This window comes from Methylorubrum rhodesianum (assembly GCF_014199985.1).
Lineage (GTDB): Bacteria > Pseudomonadota > Alphaproteobacteria > Rhizobiales > Beijerinckiaceae > Methylobacterium > Methylobacterium rhodesianum.
In genome coordinates, this window is record NZ_JACHOS010000003.1 from 368,681 (window position 1) to 386,636 (window position 17,956).

The 17,956-nt window shown below is 69.8% G+C and carries 17 protein-coding genes; 10 read left to right on the top strand and 7 right to left on the bottom strand.

Going from position 1 to position 17,956, the window contains the following annotated elements; all coding sequences use genetic code 11:
• Positions 1 to 20 precede the first annotated feature (20 nt).
• On the bottom strand, positions 21 to 899 hold the full coding sequence (gene moxJ / locus HNR01_RS06305; RefSeq protein ID WP_153874311.1) for a methanol oxidation system protein MoxJ: 879 nt from the start codon (positions 897 to 899) through the stop codon (positions 21 to 23).
• A 273-nt stretch (positions 900 to 1,172) separates the two neighbouring features.
• Entirely contained in the window at positions 1,173 to 3,053 is a 1,881-nt protein-coding gene (locus HNR01_RS06310; RefSeq protein WP_183667144.1) for a methanol/ethanol family PQQ-dependent dehydrogenase, read from the bottom strand.
• 370 nt (positions 3,054 to 3,423) lie between these two features.
• On the opposite strand from HNR01_RS06310, the gene HNR01_RS06315 reads away from it, so the two are divergent.
• Together HNR01_RS06315 and HNR01_RS06320 are read left to right on the top strand one after the other, a co-directional pair.
• Positions 3,424 to 4,329 (top strand): S1 family peptidase, encoded by a 906-nt coding sequence (locus HNR01_RS06315; protein WP_183667145.1) that lies wholly within the window; start codon positions 3,424 to 3,426, stop codon positions 4,327 to 4,329.
• Positions 4,330 to 4,488: 159 nt separating this feature from the next.
• The gene (locus HNR01_RS06320) at positions 4,489 to 4,686 is read left to right on the top strand and encodes a hypothetical protein (RefSeq protein ID WP_017484016.1); all 198 of its coding nucleotides are present in this window, start codon (positions 4,489 to 4,491) and stop codon (positions 4,684 to 4,686) included.
• 35 nt (positions 4,687 to 4,721) lie between these two features.
• On the opposite strand, the gene HNR01_RS06325 is transcribed toward HNR01_RS06320, so the two are convergent.
• A complete protein-coding gene (locus tag HNR01_RS06325) occupies positions 4,722 to 5,459 on the bottom strand; it encodes a DUF4336 domain-containing protein (RefSeq protein WP_183667146.1) in 738 nt (245 codons plus the stop codon).
• Positions 5,460 to 5,814: 355 nt separating this feature from the next.
• On the opposite strand from HNR01_RS06325, the gene HNR01_RS06330 reads away from it, so the two are divergent.
• Genes HNR01_RS06330 through HNR01_RS06340 form a run of 3 tightly spaced genes read left to right on the top strand, consistent with a single transcriptional unit; the run spans position 5,815 to position 7,453 of the window.
• Positions 5,815 to 6,714 (top strand): MBL fold metallo-hydrolase, encoded by a 900-nt coding sequence (locus HNR01_RS06330; protein ID WP_183667147.1) that lies wholly within the window; start codon positions 5,815 to 5,817, stop codon positions 6,712 to 6,714.
• Positions 6,715 to 6,725: 11 nt separating this feature from the next.
• A complete protein-coding gene (locus HNR01_RS06335; RefSeq protein WP_183667148.1) occupies positions 6,726 to 7,259 on the top strand; it encodes a DUF2243 domain-containing protein in 534 nt (177 codons plus the stop codon).
• Positions 7,256 to 7,453, top strand: coding sequence for a hypothetical protein (locus HNR01_RS06340; RefSeq protein WP_017483970.1), 198 nt, complete (start codon positions 7,256 to 7,258; stop codon positions 7,451 to 7,453). Before HNR01_RS06335 ends, HNR01_RS06340 begins: the two co-directional genes overlap by 4 nt.
• 21 nt (positions 7,454 to 7,474) lie before the next feature.
• Here HNR01_RS06340 and HNR01_RS06345 read toward each other — a convergent pair whose 3' ends face one another.
• The gene (locus HNR01_RS06345) at positions 7,475 to 8,392 is read right to left on the bottom strand and encodes an NAD(P)H-dependent oxidoreductase (protein WP_017483969.1); all 918 of its coding nucleotides are present in this window, start codon (positions 8,390 to 8,392) and stop codon (positions 7,475 to 7,477) included.
• A 235-nt stretch (positions 8,393 to 8,627) separates the two neighbouring features.
• Between HNR01_RS06345 and glmU the strand changes: the two genes are divergently transcribed.
• Together glmU and glmS are read left to right on the top strand one after the other, a co-directional pair.
• Positions 8,628 to 10,028 (top strand): bifunctional UDP-N-acetylglucosamine diphosphorylase/glucosamine-1-phosphate N-acetyltransferase GlmU, encoded by a 1,401-nt coding sequence (gene glmU, locus HNR01_RS06350; protein WP_183667149.1) that lies wholly within the window; start codon positions 8,628 to 8,630, stop codon positions 10,026 to 10,028.
• Positions 10,029 to 10,210: 182 nt separating this feature from the next.
• Positions 10,211 to 12,037 carry a glutamine--fructose-6-phosphate transaminase (isomerizing) gene (gene glmS / locus HNR01_RS06355; RefSeq protein WP_183667150.1) on the top strand — a complete coding sequence of 609 codons (1,827 nt, stop codon included), beginning with the start codon at positions 10,211 to 10,213 and terminating at the stop codon, positions 12,035 to 12,037.
• Positions 12,038 to 12,149: 112 nt separating this feature from the next.
• Here the strand turns inward: glmS and HNR01_RS06360 are convergent, their stop codons facing one another.
• Positions 12,150 to 12,584 (bottom strand): GlcG/HbpS family heme-binding protein, encoded by a 435-nt coding sequence (locus HNR01_RS06360; RefSeq protein WP_153874319.1) that lies wholly within the window; start codon positions 12,582 to 12,584, stop codon positions 12,150 to 12,152.
• 258 nt (positions 12,585 to 12,842) lie between these two features.
• Between HNR01_RS06360 and HNR01_RS06365 the strand changes: the two genes are divergently transcribed.
• Positions 12,843 to 13,646, top strand: coding sequence for a DUF502 domain-containing protein (locus HNR01_RS06365; protein WP_017483965.1), 804 nt, complete (start codon positions 12,843 to 12,845; stop codon positions 13,644 to 13,646).
• Positions 13,647 to 13,670: 24 nt separating this feature from the next.
• Here HNR01_RS06365 and HNR01_RS06370 read toward each other — a convergent pair whose 3' ends face one another.
• Complete coding sequence (locus HNR01_RS06370) at positions 13,671 to 13,997, bottom strand: hypothetical protein (RefSeq protein WP_017483964.1); 327 nt, start codon at positions 13,995 to 13,997, stop codon at positions 13,671 to 13,673.
• A 284-nt stretch (positions 13,998 to 14,281) separates the two neighbouring features.
• Positions 14,282 to 16,471 (bottom strand): ATP-dependent DNA helicase RecG, encoded by a 2,190-nt coding sequence (gene recG, locus HNR01_RS06375; RefSeq protein ID WP_183667151.1) that lies wholly within the window; start codon positions 16,469 to 16,471, stop codon positions 14,282 to 14,284.
• A 92-nt stretch (positions 16,472 to 16,563) separates the two neighbouring features.
• Here recG and HNR01_RS06380 point away from each other — a divergent pair, with 92 nt between their 5' ends.
• Positions 16,564 to 17,535: an NAD-dependent epimerase/dehydratase family protein gene (locus HNR01_RS06380; RefSeq protein ID WP_183667152.1), complete on the top strand. Its 972-nt coding sequence runs from the start codon at positions 16,564 to 16,566 to the stop codon at positions 17,533 to 17,535.
• Positions 17,536 to 17,598: 63 nt separating this feature from the next.
• Positions 17,599 to 17,895: an FAD assembly factor SdhE gene (locus HNR01_RS06385; RefSeq protein WP_017483961.1), complete on the top strand. Its 297-nt coding sequence runs from the start codon at positions 17,599 to 17,601 to the stop codon at positions 17,893 to 17,895.
• The last annotated feature ends 61 nt before the right edge of the window (positions 17,896 to 17,956 follow it).

Here is a 17,956-nt window from a genome sequence, read left to right on the forward strand (position 1 = left end):
GGTGCCGTTCGTCCGGCGGCTCAGTTCGAGACGGGCAGCACGGGCACGCCCTCCTCCCTCAGGATCGCCTCGATCTTCGGCTTGGCCTTCTCCAGGGCGGCGTCGAGTTCCGCCTTCAGGGCGGTGTCGTCCTTGCGCACGCCCATCGACTGGTCGAAGCTCTGCGGCATCTTCTGGCCGTCGCTGCGGGTGGTGTCGTCGGGCACCGGGGTCATGCGCAGCTTGGTCGAGGAATCGCGCACGTAGCGGGCGACGTCGGGCCCGAAGGCCACGCCGACCTCAGCCTTGCCGGTGGCGACCTCGCTCACCATCCGGGCCGGGTCGATCTGCGTGTATTGATTCCGGGGCGCGCGGAAGTTCACCAGCGAGTAGAGGTAGGCCATGTCCTCCTCGTAGCGGCCGATATCCTTGAGCATCGCCTCGCCGGGGGTGCCGAAGCCGACCACCATGTGGCTGACCTGCTTGAGGCGCGGGTCTGACCAGGACCTGATGTCGAGATCCCGGTCGGCGCGGGTGAGGAAGACGTAGCCGGAGCGGTAGTACGGCTTGCTGGTGAGCACCCGGGGATCGTCGGAATCGAGCCCGACCACCACGTCGCAGGTCTTCTTCTCCAGCCCGTCGCGCACGAGGTAGATCGCCGGCTTGGCCAACCAGACGAACTGGGCCTTGCGGCCCATGGCCTCGGCGACGGCGGTGGCGATGCGGTTCTCCAACCCCGAGCCGTCCTTCATCGAGAGCGGCGGCTGCTCGGCGGCGCAGATGCGCAGGGAGCCGGCATCGGCTTTCGCGGCCTCCTTGGGCTTGGCGTCCTGCGCCAGGGCGGGCGCGCACAGACCGGTCAGGGCAGCGAGGGCGACGGCCGAGGCGACGGCCCGGCGGCGTCCGTTCACGAGCGACATCTTCGTTTCCTCTGGATTATTCTTATGAAGTCTTGGCGCGGGGCTCAGGCTCTGGATCGGGCGTCCTGTCAGGACGGTGACGGCCTGCCCACCACGCATCTCCCGTGCAGATCGCCGCCGGTGCCGGGGCATCGGCACGCCGAGAGGAGACGTCCTGCGGAGAGCGGAGCGGGATGGCGCGGACCCGGTCGCGGGTGAGGGCCCGCACCATCCCAGCCGTGCCCCTCCCCCGCGCGGCGGGGGAGGGGAGCGTCGTCGATCGGCGTTCCGGCCTTACTTGGCGGCCGACTTCCACTCGCCGACGTTCGGGTCGTCGTAGGGACCCTTGCCGTCGAGCGAGAACACGATCACGCCGCCGCCCATCTGGGTGTAGTTGGCGAGCTTCTTGAACGCGCCCACCGCACCGAGACCGGCGGTCGGGTCGGCGAGGTCGAACACGAGGCCGACGCCCGGCCAGCCGCCGACGCCGTAGTAGATGGCGACGTACTGCGTGCCCTTGTGGGTGTAGGTCATCGGGTAGCCGATGGCGCCGGACGGGATCTTGAACTTCCAGAGAAGGTCGCCCGTGTCGGAATCGCGCGCCTTCAGGTAGCCGTCGAGCGTGCCGTAGAAGACGAGGTCGCCCGCGGTCGCCATGGTGCCGCCCCACACCGCGAAGCGCTCCATCTTCTCCCACTTATAGTCGCCGGTGATCGCGTTGTACGCCTTGATCTGGCCGAGACCTTCGTAGTTCTGACGGTCGCCCTTCGGGCCCGGATACATGTTCAGCGTCGCGCCGACGAAGAACTGACCCGCACGGTAGGGCAGCATGAAGGGCTCCCAATCCATGCAGATGTGGTTGATGCCCATGAAGAACAGTTCACGCTTCGGATCGTACGAGTCGTGGCCCTGGTTGTGGTAGCCCATCGCCGAGGGGCAGATGTCCTTGGCGAGGTGGTCCATCCGGGTGCCGTACTCCGGATCCCGCACCGGCTGGCCGGTCTTCAGATCGACCGACTTGAACACGTTGACGGTGTCGTCGAGCTTGTTGGCCGAGACCAGCGAGCCGTCGGTGCGGTCGAGGGTGTAGACGATGCCGTTGCGGTCCGGGTGGGTCAGCAGCTTGCGGGCCTTGCCGTCCTTGTCCTTCTGCTCGGAGAGCATCATGACGTTGACGCCGGCATAGTCCCACTCGTCGTGCGGGGTCTTCTGGTAGCCGAACTTGGCTTCACCCGTGTCGGCGTCGCGGCCGAAGATCGTCATCGTCCACTTGTTGTCGCCCGGGCGCATGGTCTCGTTCCACGGCGCCGGGTTGCCGGTGCCGAAGTAGATCAGGTTGGTGCCCGGATCGTAGGCGTACCAACCCCAGTTGGTGCCGCCGCCGATCTTCCAGGCATCGCCCTCCCAGGTGCCGGTGCCGAGGCCCTTCTGGCCGTAATGGGGGTTCTTGATGTTGAAGTCGGAGGCCAGCAGCAGATCCTTGTCCGGACCCGTGGCGTAGGCGCGCCACACCTGCTCGCCGGTCTTGACGTCGTAGGCGGTGAGGTAGCCGCGCACGCCGAGCTCGGCGCCCGAGGAACCGATGATCACCTTGTCCTTGACGACGTAGGGGGCGATGGTCAGCGTCGAGCCGACCTTGATGTCGGAGTTCTCGACCTTCCACACCGTCTCGCCGGTCTCGGCGTTGAGCGCGGCGACGTTGCCGTCGAGCTGGGTCTTGAGGATGAGCGCCGGGGTCTTGCCGTCGCCGGGCCAGTAGGCGAGGCCGCGATTGACGAGGTCGCAGCAGGCGACCGCGCGGGCGGCCGGGTTCTGCTTCGGCTTGTCCTGCCACAGGATCGTGCCCGGATCGTCGAGGCCCAGCGCGAAGGTGTTGTTCGGGAACGAGGTGTGGATGTACATCTTGCCGTCGACGACGAGCGGCGCGCCCTCGTGACCGTTCAGCAGGCCGGTCGAGAACGTCCAAGCCGGCCGAAGCTGCTTCACGTTGCTCTTGTTGATCTGCTTCAACTCGCTGAAGTTGTTCGAGTCGTAGTTCTTACCGGGCATCACCCAGTTTTCGTCTTTCTTCGACAACTCGACCAGCTTGTCGTTGGCGTATGCGGTGCTCGACAGCGCGGCCGGCGCGAGCGCCAGCATCGCCAGGGCCGAGACCGATGTCACAAACCTGCTCATCCTGCGTCTCCTCACTGAACCGCCTCGCCTTTCGGCCTCGCGGCATCTCTCAGACATTCTTCTGAGGTTCCAGGCTCGCTTCGAAGTCCTTCGAAGTGCCGCATCGTGGAACTAAGAGGATTCTTAGATCGCTGCGGTCTTATAAAAGACTTATTAGCGCCCCTTCGCCTATATTTTCTAGGCTTTGATTGGACAAGATGTCTTTAGCTGGTCGGACATTTCTTGTCGGGACGATAAGGTAATTCTAAAAGTGCCAAGACGTAGCGTCGCAGTCCTTGCCGGTCGGCTTGACCGCCGCCGGGCCCCGTCGCACCACTAGCGTCAACGGGTCCTCGCGAAGCGGCCCGGTGCAGCGGGAGGCTTGTCGGCGATGGCGCAGGGGCGGCGCGCACGGCGCGTTCTGGCGATCGGTGGCGTGCTCGCGCTGGTCGCACTCGTGGGCCGCGGCACCTCGGCCGGAGACGATCCGACGCACCGAGCCTCGGAGGCCGCCGGGGAGGCGGCTGCGGCGGCCCAAGAGCCCGCCAGGGGTGTCAGCCGCAGCGCCGCACTCTATCCCCATGAGGGGCGCCGCGACCTGACGAGCGGCGACCGCGCCCGCTATCCGGGCGCCGGCGTCCTCTGGTGCCGCCGCTCGGACGGGGTGCCGCAGAAGGCCGCAGCCGCATGGCTGATCGGCACGGCCTCGACCGTGATGCTCAATGCCCACAACTTCCGAAACCGGCAGCTCGAGACGACGCGGCCGGTCGGCGACTGCTATTTCCAGATCGGCGGCCGCAACTACGACTTCGTCGCCGAGAGCCTGCGCCTCGGCGTGGCCGCGGACGCGACGCGCCTGCACATCACCGATGACTGGGCGCTGCTGCGCCTCGCCCGTCCCGCCGAGGCGCCGCGCCAGCCGGTGCCGGAGGCCGGCCCCGACCTGTCCACGGGCGATCTCGCGCTGCCCGTGACCCTGGTTGCCCCCGGCGGCCACCAGAACTACCGCGGCGACAGCAGCCTGGAGGCCTGCACGGTCCGGCGGATCGATCCGCCGACGGAAGGCGGCGTCCGCCGTGCCCGCCACGATTGCAACGACGGCTACGGCGGCTCGGGCTCGGGGCTGTTCGACGAATCCGGGCGGCTCGTCGCCATGCAGAGCGCCTCGCTCTCCATGAACTCCCGGCACGCCTTCGATATCGAGTTCCACTACGGCTCCGCCCTGCTCATCGAGGGCGCGTTGCTCGATGCCCTGCGCCGGGCGCAGCGGGAGGACGAGGCGCCTCGGGCGCCGTGACGCGGGTCGACGACCGCCGCGATGGAGAGGCGTTCCCGTGGACGGGACCGGTCCTCGTCCGAGTGGTGGGCGAGTGGTGAGTCAGAATGCGCCCGGAACACCCGGCGAAAACCCAGGTTGCCCGGACTTCCAGCCGAGAAACCGGGAGACGACATCCGCATGTCGAAGCATCTGAAGACGGACACGCCGAGCGATGCCGACCTCAAGGGCAATCCGGGCATCGGGCAGTCGAAGGGTATGACCGGGACGGACCCGGAGGCGATCCGGGGCGATTCCACCGTCGAGGGCGATGTCGAGAACGAGACCACACCGGAGGGCGGTGTCGATCCCGATCATCGCGGGCGCTCCAACGCCTGACGCCGTCGCTCGCCCGGAGCGGTCCCTCTCCCTTCTCAGTCGAGCAGCCAGCGGAGGGAGCGGCGCAGTGCGTCCGTGCCGTTCCGATCGAACCAGGCGCCGTGGCTGAACACGACCCGCTCCGGCGACAAGGCGATGAGGGCCGCCGCGGCGCGGGCCGCGTCCGGCTTGCGCAGACGCACCACCAGCCGGAGATAGATCGGCGCCCGTCCGTCGGGCGCGGTCGCCCCGGCGATCCGCAGGAGCGGGCGCATCAGGGGCGGCAGCTTGCCCGGTTCCAGGTTCAGCACGAGGTCGGTCAGGATCAGCGTCGCCGAGGCGGCATGGAAGAAGGCCACCTCCCGGAATCCGAATCCGCCGGGCACCACGACCTGCGTCAGGTCGCCGGCCCATTCGGGCGGGCTTTCGTCACCGAGATCGCGGTCGAGCCGTACGCCCGCCTGTCGGACCTGCCGGCGCTGGCGCAGGTTCGGGGCGGCCCAGGTCAGGGCCTGCGGGCAGTGGCGCTGCCACGCCTTCAGATAGGTCCAGTGGGCGACGTTGGGCGCGACGAGGTAGCGGATCGGCCCGAGCGCCTCGATCTCGCGGTGCAGGCCCGCGTCGTAGCGGGTCGGTGAGTGCAGCCAGACGCCGCCGTCGGAAAGCCGCACCACCGTCATGCGCACCGGCAGCGGCATCATCCCGGCGGCGTGGATCGGCCCGCTATCCACGATCCACAGGCCGAAGGCCACGGGCTTGAGCCGGTCGAGGGGCGGGTAGGTCGGATCGCTCACGGCATCGGGCCCGGATTCGAGGGTCGCGCGGAAAGCCCATCATGAAGCCGCCGCTCGGCAACGGCGTGACAGGCGCTCGGGGAGCGCGGCACGGGACGACATGTCCAGGGCGACGAGCCCCGGTGCCGCACATGCTGGTCGTCGTGCCGGCCTACAGCCTTCCAACCTGGGCTCTCTCGCGAAGGTTCTGGAAAAGGCCGAGCACCGAGCGTTTCCGGCTGGCCGACGCCCTGTCGCTGCGCGGGAACAAAAGGCTTTCGCGCCGGCCTTCCCGTGATGAGCGTTCCTGCACGGCCGGCGCCCCGGCCGGCGGCGCGTTCCACTTCGCACGTCCCATTTCGCACAGGAGAAGGCTGTGGCGCAGCAGATCCCGATCAGCCGCCAGGCCCGCGCCGACGATCCGCGGGCCGATGCCGAGCGCGACGACGGCACCCACGAATTCGCGCCCGATCTCGCCTACCGCCGCCTCGTCCTGGCCAATGTCGTGTTCGTCGGCAGTCCTGGTGCCGGCGACCGCAACTGGGTCCTCGTCGATGCCGGCATTCCCGGTTCGAAAGCCGCGATCCGCAGCGCCGCCGCCGCCCGCTTCGGCGAGGGCGCCCGGCCGGCGGCGATCGTGCTGACCCACGGCCATTTCGACCATGTCGGCGTGCTGGAGGATCTGGCGGAGGAATGGGACGTTCCCGTCTACGCCCACGGCCTCGAGCGGCCCTATCTCGACGGCAGCGCCGCCTATCCGACACCGGATCCGAGCGTCGGCGGCGGGCTGATGGCGCGCATCGCGCCGCTCTACCCGACCAAGCCCGTGGACGTGTCGGCGCGTCTGCAACTCCTGCCCGCCGACGGCAATGTGCCGCCGATGCCGGGCTGGCGCTGGCTGCACACGCCCGGGCATTCGCCGGGCCACGTCTCGTTCTGGCGCGAGGCCGACCGCAGCCTGATCGTTGGTGACGCCTTCGTGACCACCGCTCAGGAATCGGCCTACGCGGTGGCGACGCAGGAGCCCGAGGTGCATGGGCCACCGATGTACCTCACGCTCGACTGGTCGGCCGCGGCAGGCTCGGTGCGCAGCCTCGCCGCGCTCAGGCCCGAGCGGGCTGTGACCGGCCACGGGCGTCCGCTTCAGGGACCGGAGCTGCGCCGCGGCCTCGACGCCCTGGCGCAGGATTTCGAGCGCGTCGCCGTGCCGGACCAGGGCCGCTACGTCGAGACGCCGGCGCGGGCCGAGGACGGCTCCGCCTACCGCTCGCCGTGAGGCCGGCGGCGATGGCGCCCGATGAGCGGGGGTGGCCCGATCCGACGCGGCCGGATGCCGATTTTCCGGTCGCGGCGGGCGTGCTGTTCGGGCTCGGACTCGGCGGCTTCTTCGACGGCATCGTGCTGCATCAGGTGCTGCAATGGCACCACATGCTCAGTTCCTGGTACCCGATCACCTCGATCGAGAACCTCGAACTCAATACGCTGTGGGACGGCATCTTCCACAGCGCGACCTACGTCTTCGTCGTGATCGGGCTGTTCATCCTGTGGCGCCGGGCGCGGGGGCGGCATCTGCGCTGGTCGAACCGGGCGCTGATCGGTAGCCTGCTCGTCGGCTGGGGGCTGTTCAACCTCGTCGAAGGGCTGATCGACCACCAGTGGCTCGGCGTTCACCACGTCAACGAGCGGGTCGACCGCGCGCACTGGCTCGCCTGGGATCTCGGCTTCCTCGCCTGGGGCCTCGCCATGCTGCTGGGCGGCGTCGGGCTGCTGCGGACCGGGCGAGGGACGGTCGCGGACCCGCCCGCGGCGCTGCGGCGATGAGGCGGGCAGGGGAGGGCGGGCCGCAGCCGGTCCTGCTGCGGCAGGCCGCTCTTCAGGGTGCGCGTCGGGGCTTGCCCTGGCTTGTCCTCGCCATGGGCCTCGGTCTCGCGACGATGCCGGCCTGGCGCGTGCTGGCCTTCGGCGTCCAGGCGAGCGTGGAGGATCTGCTGCAGATCCGCTGCCTGCCGTGGTGAGGGCGCCCGCGCGACGCTGGCTCACGTCGTCGATTGTGCCCCGCGCTCCGCCTCCTTCGTGCCCGGCACCGGCCCCTTCGCCGCGACGTGCCGCACGAAAGCATCGACCCAGGCGTCGAAGCGGGCCATCGCCGCCGCCTCAAGGGCCATGTCGTCGGCCTGGTCGTCGGCGTAAGGGCGGCCGATCCCCGTCGCGGCATGGCTCCAGAGGGGGTCCGGCACCTCGATCCCGCTGTAGCGGCACTGCCAGACGAGGCCCTGATAGGCGAGGCGCTGGTCGCCGCCATAGGGTTCCCGATCCGGATCGAACCAATCCTTGTGTCGCAGGATCCTGGGACGTCCCGCCGCGTCGAGTTCGTTGCCGCCCTCGTTGCCGTAGCAGAAGAAGGCGGCGCTGCGCCCTTCCAGGTGATTTCTCGTCAGCTCGGGCCAGAGGGCGGAGCGCTCCAGCGCCTGCGCCTTGAGCGTACTCTTCTTGTCGATCAGGTCGGGCCGCGGATTGCCGCCGCTCATGCAGACGAGCCGGTCGAACAGCGCCTTGAGGTTCGTGGTCGGCCCGTACCACCAGACCGGACCGATGAAGGCCCAGGCATCCGCCCGGGCGAGCCGCGGATAGAGCCGCTCGTTCCACATCAGGTCGGGCTGGTGGTCGCTGTCCGGACCGTAGCAGTTGCAGGGCCAGACGCAGAGCGCCATCGAGGTGCCGACGCAGCCGTTGCAGCCCTGGATCTTCGGCTTGCCGTGCTCGTTGCCGAGATCGACGTGGTCGGCCTGCCATGCCGGCGGCAGCCGCGCCAGCATCCGGTGCATCAGGAAGCGCGCCTTGCCGTCGAGTCCGGGGCAGCCGTCGAGCCGCCGGGCGGAGCCCGCCACCAAGAGCACCTTGAGCGGGCGCTCTTCGAGCACGAGCGCTTCCGCGGCGGCGGCGAGATCATCCAAGGGGCGCCGGTCCTCTGGCCTGGGACATTGCGTCGAGGGTCAGGTGAGGGGTCGAACCTCGGTCGCCCGGCGCAGTTCCCGGCTGCGTGCATCCGCGCCGCCCTTCGCGCCCGGCGTCCGATCGGCTAAACGAGCCGTTGATCAGTGTCTCTCACGGGACTCGACTTCGCCGTCGCGGCCGACCGGCAGAGGGGCATCTCGTGAGACATTCCCGGACGGCAGGAAGCGGATCTCGATGACGGCAGGCGCGAATCAGGCGGCGCAGGCACAAGGGGCGCAGAGCGGCTTCACCGCGATCGTGCTCGCGGCGGGCAAGGGGACGCGGATGCGCTCCGACCGGCCCAAGGTGCTCCACGAACTCGCTCACCGCTCCATGCTCGGACACGTGCTGGCCGCCGTGCAGGAGGCCGGTGCCTCCCGCCTCGCCGTGGTGGTCGAGCCTGGCCGGGAGGACGTCGCGCGCGAGATCGAGCGCATGGCGCCCGGCGCCGGCGTCCATCCCCAGGCCGAGCGCCTCGGCACGGCGCATGCCGTACTCGCCGCCCGTGCGGCGCTGGAGGGCGGGCAGGACGTGATCGTCGCCTTCGGCGACACGCCGCTGATCACCGCCGAGACCTACGCGCGGTTGCGTGCGCCCTTGCGCGAGGGCGCGGCGGTGGCGGTGCTGGCCTTCGAGGCCGCCGACCCGACCGGCTACGGGCGGGTGCTGACGCGAGGGGGCCGCGTGCTGGCGATCCGCGAGGAGAAGGACGCCTCGGAGGCCGAGCGGACGGTGCGCCTGTCCAATGCCGGGCTGATGGCGCTCTCGGGTGCCCACGCCCTCGGCCTCTTGGAGCGGATCGGCAACGACAACGCCAACCGCGAGTACTACCTCACCGACGCGGTGGCGCTGGCCGTCGCAGACGGACTTTCCGTCGCCGTGGTGCCGGTGGCCGAGGCGGAGGCGCAGGGCGTCAACGACCGGGTGCAGCTCAGCCAGGCCGAGGCCACGATCCAGGCCCGCCTGCGCCGGGCGGCCCAACTCGGCGGGGCGACGCTGATCGCGCCCGAGACGGTGTTCCTGAGCGTCGATACGGTTCTCGGGCGCGACGTCGTCGTCGAGCCGCACTGCGTGTTCGGCCCCGGCGTGGTCGTCGGCGACGGCTGCACCATCCGCGCCTTCTCGCACCTGCACGACGCCCGGCTGATGGAGGGCGCCGATATCGGCCCGCACGTGCGCCTGCGCGCCGGCGCGGTGCTGGAGGCGGGCGTGCATCTCGGCAACTTCGTCGAGGTCAAGAACGCGACCCTGCACGCGGGCGCCAAGGCCTCGCACCTGAGCTATCTCGGCGATGCCGAGGTGGGGGCGGGCGCCAATATCGGGGCGGGTACCATCACCTGCAACTACGACGGCGTGTCGAAGCACCGCACGTTCATCGGCGCGGGTGCCTTCATCGGCTCGAACTCCGCCCTTGTGGCGCCGGTGAGCGTCGGCGCGGGGGCGCTGGTCGGGGCCGGTTCGGTCATCACCCGCGACGTGCCGGCGGACGCCCTCGCCGTGGCGCGGGGGCGGCAGGTCACCCGCGAAGGGGCGGCCAGGACGCTGCGCGAGACGCGGAAGGCGGCCAAGGCCGCCCGCGACGCTCGGACGAGCTGAGCGGCGGAGCGTCGAGACACGACGCGGCAGGCGCTGGTCTTCTCGCGCCGCGATCCGTACAAGCCCTTCCATCCGCGCCACGCTTCGGGCCGGGCTCTTGCATCGCAGGGCGCCGGCCCGGGCGGCCATCCCATCGTGGGATGGATCGGCGCATCTTCGATCGGGCGGCTTCAGGATCGGCCATGTGCGGAATCGTCGGCATCGTCGGGCGTGAGTCGGTCGCGGACGCGTTGATCGAGTCGCTGCGGCGACTTGAATATCGCGGCTACGACTCGGCCGGCGTCGCCACCCTGGAGCGGGGCCGGCTCGACCGCCGCCGTGCGGAGGGCAAGCTCTCGAACCTGCAGCGCAAACTCGTCCAATCGCCGCTGCCGGGCGCCATCGGGATCGGCCATACCCGCTGGGCGACGCACGGGCGCCCGAACGAGACCAACGCCCACCCGCACGCCACCGCGCGGCTGGCCGTAGTCCATAACGGCATCATCGAGAATTTCCGGGCGCTGAAGGGCGAGCTCGAGGCCGCGGGCGTACGCTTCGAGAGCGAGACCGACACCGAGGTCGTGGCGCAGCTCGTCACCCGGCTGATGGAGCAGGGGCTCGGGCCCGTGGCCGCCGTCGAGGCGGCGCTGCCCCGCCTGCACGGCGCCTTCGCCCTGGCCTTCCTGTTCGCGGGCGAGGAGGACTTCCTGATCGGCGCCCGCCACGGCGCGCCGCTGGCCATCGGCTACGGGCAGGGCGAGACCTATCTCGGCTCGGATGCCCTGGCCCTGGCGCCGTTCACCGACGAGATCACCTATCTCGAAGAGGGCGACTGGGCGATCCTGACCCGTGACGGCGCCGAGATCTGGGACCGGAGCGGCACCGTCGTCCGCCGGCCGCGCCAGAGAATCGCGACGCAAGCCTTCCTCGTCGACAAGGGCAATCATCGCCACTTCATGGCGAAGGAGATCCACGAGCAGCCGGAAGTCGTCGGCCGCACGCTCGCCCACTACATCGACATGGCGCGCGGTCAGGTGGTCCTGCAGGAGACCCTGCCCTTCGATTTCGCCCGGCTCTCGCGCCTCTCGATCACCGCCTGCGGCACCGCCTACTACGCCGGCCTGGTGGCCAAGTACTGGTTCGAGACCCTGGCGCGGCTGCCGGTCGAGATCGACGTCGCCTCCGAGACCCGCTACCGCGAGCCGCCGCTGGAGCGGGACGGGCTGACGCTGGTGATCTCGCAATCGGGCGAGACCGCCGACACGCTCGCCTCCCTGCGCTACGCCAAGGCGCAGGGCCAGCACACGCTGGCGGTGGTCAACGTGCCGACCTCGACCATCGCCCGGGAATCCTCGGCGGTGATGCCGACCTTCGCCGGTCCCGAGATCGGCGTGGCGTCCACGAAGGCCTTCTCCTGCCAGCTCACGGTGCTGCTCTGTCTCGCGCTCGCCGCGGGACGGGCCCGCGGCACGCTGGATGCGGAGCGCGAGCGCGCCATCGTCGATGCGCTCGTCACCGCCCCGGGCCTGATGGCCGAGGCGGTGAAGATGGAGGCTGAGGTGGAGACGCTCGCCCGCGAGATCGCCAGGGCCCGCGACGTGCTCTATCTCGGACGCGGCACGAGCTATCCGATGGCGCTGGAGGGCGCCCTGAAGCTGAAGGAGATCAGCTACATCCACGCGGAGGGGTATGCGGCGGGCGAACTCAAGCACGGGCCGATCGCCCTGATTGACGAGAGCGTGCCGGTGATCGTGATCGCCCCGCACGACGCGATCTTCGAGAAGACGGTGTCGAACATGCAGGAGGTCGCCGCCCGCGGCGGCCGGATCATCCTCATCGGCGACGCGAAGGGCGCGGCCGCCGCCGGGCTCGACATGATGGCGACGCTGACCATGCCGGACGTCGATCCGGTGATCGCGCCGATCGTCTACGCGGTGCCGATCCAGCTCATCGCCTACCACACCGCCGTCTTCATGGGCAAAGACGTCGATCAGCCGCGCAACTTGGCGAAGTCGGTGACGGTCGAGTGATTCGGTCGCGGTCTCGATCGGCCGCGGATCCCTGCCTTCGCGCGGCGCGCGCGGCAGGGAATGCCACTCGGCGCATCGATCCGGGATCCGGATCGATGCGCTTTTGAAAAAATCAGGTGCGCCAGGGGTGATCGGGCAGCTCGGTGTCGCCGATCGCGCTGGCGCCCGCGAGCGCCACCGCATCGTCGTTCTCCACCGACGAGCCGCTGACGCCGATGGCGCCCGACATCTCGCCGTCCGCATCGACGATCGGGATGCCGCCGGGGAAGGTGATCAGGCCCTGGTTGGAGTGCTCGATGCCGTAGAGCGAGCCGCCGGGCTGCGATAGCGAGCCGATCTGCCCCGTCTTCATGCCGAAAAAGACGGACGTCTTGGCTTTCTTCTGGGCAATGTCGATGGAGCCGACCCAGGCGCCGTCCATACGATGGAAGGCCTTCAGGTTGCCGCCGGAATCGACCACGGCGATACACATCTGCGTGCCGAGTTCGACCGCCTTGGCGCGCGCGGCTTGAATCGCTTTTTCCGCCTGCTCGATGGTGACGTGCATCGCGTCCACTCCTTGAAACTTGGCCACAACGGGCTGCATCGAGGTAAGTTTTCGCCGCCCTCGATCAAGTTGCCTCGCGCACCACTGATCCGAAACGGCGCGATCCCGTCGGGATGGCGGATTCGGACCCCGCGCAAATGGGACTTGCGCACCGGCCGCTCTTGAGCCGTTCGAGCGCAGCCGCTAGGTCTCTGCCCGGAGAGCCGGAGGCCGGGATGCGCCGTCCGCCCGCTCGTTCCGCCTCCCCGAGGTGCATGCGTGGCGCCGACCCTCTCGCCGATTCCGGACGCTCCGGAACCCGCCTCGTCCAAGACGCGCGTCAGCGCCCGCGGCCGGCTGCGGACCTACTTCCTCACCGGCGTGATCGTCGCGGGGCCGCTCGCGATCACGATCTACATCACGTGGTGGTTCATCGCCCTGATCGACGGCTGGGTGAAGCCGCTGGTGCCGGCGAGCTACCTGCCCGACCATTACCTGCCGTTCTCGATTCCGGGGCTGGGGCTCCTCATCGCCTTCGTGGCGGTGACCCTGCTCGGCTTTCTCACCGCCAATCTCGTCGGACGCTCGGTGGTCGAGTTCGGCGAGGTGCTGCTCGCCCGGACGCCCGTGATCTCCGGTCTCTATCGCGGCCTGCGCCAGATCTTCGAGACCCTGTTCTCGGCCAACGGCACCTCGTTCCGCACCGTCGGGCTCGTCGAGTTCCCGGTGAAGGGGACGTGGTCGGTGGTGTTCCTCTCGGCCCCCGCGGCGAACGAGGTGCAGGGGGCGCTCCAGGCCAAGGAGGGCGGCGCGCACGACTATGTCGGCGTCTTCCTGCCCTGCGCGCCCAATCCCACCACGGGGTTCTTCTTCTACCTGCCGCGGGCGGAGATCGTGGAGATCAATATCAGCGTCGACGACGCGGCCAAGCTCGTGATGTCGGCGGGCGTGATCCAGCCGGAGGATCCACGCGCCGGCTTCCACGCCATGGCCGCCTCCCTGCGGCAGGCCCAGATGGCGGAGGCCGACGTGGCCCCCGAAACGGAAAAAGCGCGCCGGGAACCGGCGCGCTCGGATCTCTGAGGCCGTTCTCGAGGCGCTCTCGCCTCAGTGGTGCAGCGAGGCCTTCTCGACCGGCAACGTCGGCGGGGTCGCGTCGGCGACCTGATGTCCGGTCACGGGCCGGGCGACCGGCGAGGACCAGTCGGTCGCGATCTGAGCGGTCAGCAGCAGCGCGAGACCCGCGCACAGCGCGTTGGCCGCGAGCCAGAGCCGGCGCGAGGATTGCCGCACGGCGCTGACGAGCGCGTCGGTCGTGGTCTCGTCGCGCGTCTCGCGATCCGTGATCGGCATGAGCCAGGGTTCGACGGAGAGCGCGTCGGCTCCCCAATTCTCGGAGGAACCCGGCAGGCGTTGGAACGGCGCGATCGACATCGCGATCCTCCTTTTTTCCAGTGACACCCCGGTCTACGAGGCCGTTTGTTCATCTCCAGTTAAGCGGCAATTGGGGCAGATACAAGGTATTTTCGACCACTCTGCCTGGCTCAGACCTCAAGTCTTGGCTCGGGTTCGGCTCTTAAGGTGTTGATTTTTCTGGCAAAACGCTGCGTCCTCGCGCAGCGTTGCCGCAGCCGTTCACCGTTTCGTGCCAAGGCGGGGTTTCTGAACGGGCCGTTCAGATTCGCGCCGTTCTCGAACGGAAATCTGAACGACCCGGTTTACCCCGCCTCGATCAGCCGGATCGCCGCCTCGCGCTCGAACAGGTAGAGCAGCACCCGGAGCGCCCGGCCGCGCTCGCTCTGGAGGCGCGGGTCACGCTCCACGATCAGCCGCGCATCGTCGCGGGCAGCCTCCAAGAGATCGCCGTCGCTCTCCAGCCGTGCGAGGCGGAAGGCGGCCATGCCGGATTGACGCGTGCCGAGCACCTCGCCCTCGCCGCGCAGGCGCAAGTCATCCTCGGCGATGCGAAAGCCGTCCTCGCTCGATCGCATCATCTCGAGCCGCGCCTTGGCGACCTGTCCCAGCGGACCGCGATAGAGGAGCAGGCAGGAGGAGGCCTTCGAGCCGCGGCCGACCCGGCCGCGGAGCTGATGCAGCTGGGCCAGCCCGAAGCGCTCGGCATGCTCGATCACCATGATGGTGGCCTCCGGCACGTCGACGCCGACCTCCACCACCGTCGTGGAGACGAGCACGCGGGTGCGGCCGGCGGCGAAGGCTTCCATCGCCGCATCCTTCTCCGGTCCCGGCATCTTGCCGTGGATCAGGCCGACCTCGTCCCCGAAATGCTTCTTGAGATCCTCGAAGCGCTCGCCCGCCGCGGCGAGATCGACATATTCCGACTCCGCCACCAGCGGACAGATCCAGTAGACCCGGTCGCCCGCCGCCAGCGCCCGGTGCAAACCCTCGACCACCTCGTCGATGCGCTCCACCGGTACGGTGATGGTCTTGATCGGCTGGCGCCCTGCGGGCTTCTCGTCGAGCACCGAGACGTCCATGTCGCCGAAGAAGGTGAGCGCGAGCGTGCGCGGGATCGGGGTCGCGGTCATCACGAGGATGTCGACCGCCTCGCCCTTGGCGCCGAGCGCGAGGCGCTGGTGCACGCCGAAGCGGTGCTGCTCGTCCACCACCGCGAGGCCGAGGTCGCGGAAGGCTACCGCTTCCTGAAACAGGGCGTGGGTGCCGACCACGATGTCGATCTCGCCCGCGGCGAGATTCGCCAGCGTCGCCCGGCGCTCGGCGGCCTTGTCCCGGCCGGTGAGCAGGCGCAGGCGCATGGCACCGGCCAGCGGCACCAGCCGCTCGTAGTGCTGGCGCGCCAGGATCTCGGTCGGCGCCATCAGCGCGGCCTGCCGCCCGGCTTCCACGGCGGAAGCCATGGCGAGCAGCGCCACCGCCGTCTTGCCGGAGCCGACATCGCCCTGGAGCAGCCGCAGCATCCGCCGCTCGGAGGCCATGTCGGCGCGGATCTCCTCCACCGCCCGCGCCTGCGCTCCCGTGAGCGCGAAGGGCAAAGCCGCCTCGACGCGCTCCTTCAGGTGCCCGTCGCCGGCATTGACCCGGCCGGGCTTGCGCCGCTGGCGGGCCCGCACCAGGGCGAGGGCGAGCTGCGAGGCCAGGAGTTCGTCGTAGGCGAGCCGCTTGCGCGCGGGGCTGGCGGGGGGCGCCTGACCCTCGACCGGGGGAGGGGGAGCCTCCTCCGGCCGGTGCTCGATGCGCAGGGCCTCGGCGAAGGGCGGGAAGCGGTTGCGGGTGAGATAGGACGTGTCCTGCCACTCCGGCAGGACGGGGAGCCGGTCGAGGGCGCCGTGGACGATGCGGCTGATCACCCGCGAGGTCAGTCCCTCGGTGGCGCCGTAGATCGGCTCGACCGCAGGCAAGCTGGCAAGCCCCGCCTCGTCGAGGATGCGCGAGGGATGCACCATCTGCCGATAGCCGTCCCATAGGTCGATCCGGCCCGAGACGTAGCGGTGGCTGCCGATCGGCAGCATCTTCTCGATGCGCCCCCGCGGCATGCCGAAGAAGACGAGGCTGATATCGCCGGTCCCGTCCTCGACCAGCACCCGGAAGGCGCGCTTGCCGAGCATCGGCGGCCGGTGGGCCACCACGGTGACGCCCAGCGTGACGGGCTCGCCCGTCGGCGCGTCGCGGATCGAGCCGCAGAGCGGCCGGGCGACGCCGCTTTGAGGTAAGTGGAACAGCAGGTCGGCGACGCGGGCCGGCCGCTCCTCGGAGCCGAGCAGTTTTTCGATGAGCGGCGCGATCTTCGGCCCGACCCCGGGCAGGCCGCGGGCGGGGGCGAAGAGCGGGTCGAGGATGCTGGGGCGAAGGCCGGGGGCGTCGTCCGCGCCGGAGCGGGGAGGGGCCGCATCGGCAGGGTGCCCGAGGGTCTGGCTGGTGTCCGAGGTCATGTGACCGGAAGCTTGGGCCTCAGAAGCGTGAGCGATACGCGGACACCGTATACCCCGCTTCACCCCTCGCCCACATCTGCGCATATGGCATCATGCGCGTGCTTCTCACCGGTTCCTCCGGCTGGCTCGGCCGGTTTCTCGCGCCGCAATTGCGGGCGGCGGGCCATGCCGTTACCGGCCTCGACGTGGCGCCCGGCGCCGAAACGCAGGTGATCGGCTCGGTGGCCGATACGGGCCTCGTGGCGAAGGTCTTCGACGCGCACGGCATCGAGGCGGTGATCCATGCCGGCGCCCTGCACAAGCCGGACATCGCCCGGTATCCGGCGCAACGATTCATCGACGTGAACGTGACCGGCACGCTCAACCTGCTGGAGGCGGCGGCGAGGGCCCGGCACGACCGCTTCGTCTTCACCTCCACGACCTCGCTGATGATCTCGCAGGCGATCCGCGACGAGACCGCCGACCATGCGGTCTGGCTCGACGAGGACTCGGGCCCGCTCGCCCCGCGCAACATCTACGGCGTGACCAAGCGCGCGGCCGAGGATCTGTGCCGGCTCTTCCATCTTGAGCACGGGCTCGCCTGTCTCAGCCTGCGCACCGCTCGCTTCTTCCCCGAGGAGGACGACACCCACCGCGACCTGTCGGGCGAGAACCGGAAGGCCAACGAATTCCTGCACCGCCGCCTCACCGTGGAGGATGCCGCCCGCGCCCACGTCGTCGCCCTGGAGCGGGCGCCGGCGATCGGCGCCGACACCTTCGTGCTCTCGGCTCCATCTCCCTTCGCGCGCGCGGACGCGCGGGCTTTGAAGGGGGATGCGGCCGGGGTGATCGCCCGGCTCTTTCCCGATGCGCCCGAACTCTACGCCCGGCGCGGCTGGCACCTGCCGAGGAGCATCGGCCGGGTCTACGACGCGTCGCGCGCCGAGCGGGTCCTGGGCTTCCGCTGCGAGACCGACTTCTCGCGCGTGCTCGATGCGCTGCGCACCGGTGCCCCGCTGCCCTTCGCTCACGACGCGGACTACGTTTCGCCGCAGGTGCGGGCCGGGGCGGGCGCTATGCGCTGACGCCGTTTGCCCGCGGCCGCACGCCCCTCTACATGCGGGTGCAGGATTACCAGGGGAAAGCCCATGTCCGGCACCACCCGCACCAGCGCCGATCTCGATCCGCGCCGCCGCCGTACGCTGTTCCGCGCGTGGCACCGCGGCATCCGCGAGATGGACCTGATCATGGGCCGCTTCGCCGATGCCGAGATCGGCGCGCTGTCCGAGGAGGAGCTGACGCAGTTCGAGGCGCTGATCGAGGTGCCCGACCGCGACCTGTTCCGCTGGCTCACCGGCGAGGACGCGACGCCGGAGAACTACGACACCGCCGTCTATCGCCGGCTCAAGGCGTTTCATCGCCACGACGCGCCGATTCATAACTGAACATCGTCGGCGAAATCCGACTTCCTTGAGCGCCGCGCCAGTTCCCTCTCCCCTCCTCAGG